This window comes from Pseudomonas sp. NY15356 (genome assembly GCF_048068175.1).
GTDB lineage: Bacteria > Pseudomonadota > Gammaproteobacteria > Pseudomonadales > Pseudomonadaceae > Aquipseudomonas > Aquipseudomonas putida_K.
Window position 1 is genome coordinate 1 of record NZ_JBLUPW010000059.1, and the last position, 2,441, is coordinate 2,441.

A 2,441-nucleotide genomic window follows, 5' to 3' on the forward strand; every position below is an offset into this window, starting at 1 on the left:
CCGACAACCAGCTCGGCAAGGTCACGCCTGTCAGCCGCGTCGATGGCGATGACGACAGCGAGCGCTACCACTACGCCGACGGCGGCACCCGCACTCGCAAGGTCCACAAGGTGCAGGTCAGCGCGGCCACGCAGACCACGATCACGACCTATGCCGGCGGGTGCGAGATTCGCCAGCGGTGGCTGGCAGGGCAGGATGCCCCGCAAAAACATATCGTCATCAGCGAAGGGGGCGACGTACGCGTGGTGGAGGACCGGCTCGCGGGCACCGTTCGGCTGCGCTATCGCTTCGCTGACCATCTGGGCAGTGTCGGCGGTGAGACGGATGCTCAAGGGCTGGTCCTTGCGCGTGAAGAGTACGCCCCTTATGGCGGTACCGTGGGGTGCGACGAGGCTGCCGAGGAAGCCAGTAACCTGACGCAACGGACGATGCGCTATTCCAACAAGGAGCGGGATGCGACGGGGTTGTATTACTACGGATGGCGCTATTACCAGGCGGAGTTGGGGCGCTGGTTGAGTGCGGATCCGGGTGGGCTGATTGACGGAATCAACCTATATGGATTTAGCCGCAATAACCCTGTCAATCTCATTGATACAGATGGACGGGGATGCATTTCCAGCAAGGCACAGCGGATTCAGGAGCAACGGGACCGTGCCGCGGAGCAGGAAGAGATAGAGCAATACTACAATGAAGTGACCCAAACAATTGCTAGCGAAATGGCGGAACGGATGACCGCCATGCCATCAACAGTAGGCGAAGGGTGGTCGCACCAATGGAAGCCAGGACACAGTGAGGCTTCTTTCAAGGCGGACGTTATCCAACAATTGGTGGGCGCTGGAGAAACGCCTGAGCAGGCGGAGCTTCTACAGCGTCGAGGGTTTGCACTTGGTCGGAGGGAGGCACAAGACAGGGCCGCCTCGAAGGCACTGCTCTCAAAGGCTTCGCGAAGTACTTCACGTCACCCTGAGCCAAGCCGCTCAACGGATGGTTCGAATGCGATCACAATCGCGTGGGCTCACGATTACGAAAATATACAGAAGGGAGGGTCGGAAACGCTTTATACCGGCGACGTGAAAGACAGACTCAAAGAGATGAACACGGATCCTAATGTCACTCGAGACAGGGATAAGTGGAAAAATACTGAGGCCGGCAAGCGAATATTGGCGAAAGTTGATTCTCTGGCTGGAAAAACCTATACGCAACTGTCCGAAGAATTGAATAATTGGGTCAAGGATAATTCTAGTATGAATGAGGGGCTGCTTTATCGGGGAGTAGATGCAGCGGAGTATGCTCGCTGGATAGGGGCAGGTGAGGATGGAATGTATAACCCCGGGCGATTTATGGCGAGTTCCAAAGCTGAGGAGCAAGCAAAACGGTTTGTAAATGGCGGAGGGATGATCCATATCGAGCAGGGCCGTGGGGCAAATATTCCTAACTGGTTCGGGAATAATGACGAGCAAGAAGTGCTTTTCAGACGCGAGGCCAAGTTTAAAATCCTGAGCATTGACCGCTCGAAGAAAATAATAAAAGTAACTCATGTTCGATAGCATTTTAAGTGTATTGTCAACTCTGTTTTTCAGGCGGTTCGGTCTGTCGATAATGGTGGCAGCATCCGAACCCAACTAGCACCGTTACGGAGCGACAGCATGAAGATTGGATGCGAGCATTTTTCACAGCAACCCGCCGCGCTGGCGTCACAGCATATTGACACCCCAATGGTGTCGACACCTTTTCGAACCTTGGCCTTTTTGCGTCGCCTCTCGATCCCTGCTCGCGTGCTGACCAGCCGCACGGTAATCCACCCGTTCAGCCGCACCACGCGGCTGTTCGGCGCCCGGGCGTTGAGCAACGCTGCCACGGGTGGTGCCGATGCGGTCACCGTTTCAGGGTTGGCCGGCCAACCCTTGTGCCTGCATACCGCCGATGGCGATGCCGCCTTCACGCTGCCCGACGTGGCAGGCCGGCCTTTGTGGTCACGCAATGCCCAGGGCACCGTGTCCACGGCTGCCTACGAGGCGGCCAATGCCGGCGGCCGGCCATTGTCGCTGAGCGAAACAGCGCTTGGCGCGCCGGCTGGGCGTGTGCGTGAGCAGTACATGTATGCGCCGTTGGCCGAGGCGAAATGGCAAGCGCTGAACCTGGCCGGGAGCCAGGTGGAACTGCGCAACAATGCCGGCATCAGCCGGCCCTTGAGCGTTTCGCTGACAGGCCAGCCCCTGGCCAGCGAACAGCGATTGCTCAAACCTGAGATCGAGACGCCGGACTGGGCGACGACCACGGCGGACGACACCGAAGCGCCTTTGCCCATCACTGGCACCCACGATGCGACTGGCGCGCCGCTGGCGACGACCAATGCGGCCGGCGTCACCTCGCTCACCGACTATGCCATCAACGGCGCGGTGGCCCAGACACGCCTGGCGTACATGGAGCAGGGCAGCACC

At 58.7% G+C, this 2,441-nt stretch carries 1 protein-coding gene and 1 pseudogene; both read left to right on the forward strand.

Going from position 1 to position 2,441, the window contains the following annotated elements:
- On the forward strand, positions 1-1,547 hold a 1,547-nt coding region (locus ACNFCI_RS23865), incomplete at its 5' end, for an RHS repeat-associated core domain-containing protein (RefSeq protein ID WP_416768404.1).
- A 228-nt stretch (positions 1,548-1,775) separates the two neighbouring features.
- Positions 1,776-2,441, forward strand: a pseudogene (locus ACNFCI_RS23870) (hypothetical protein); the annotation flags it as partial.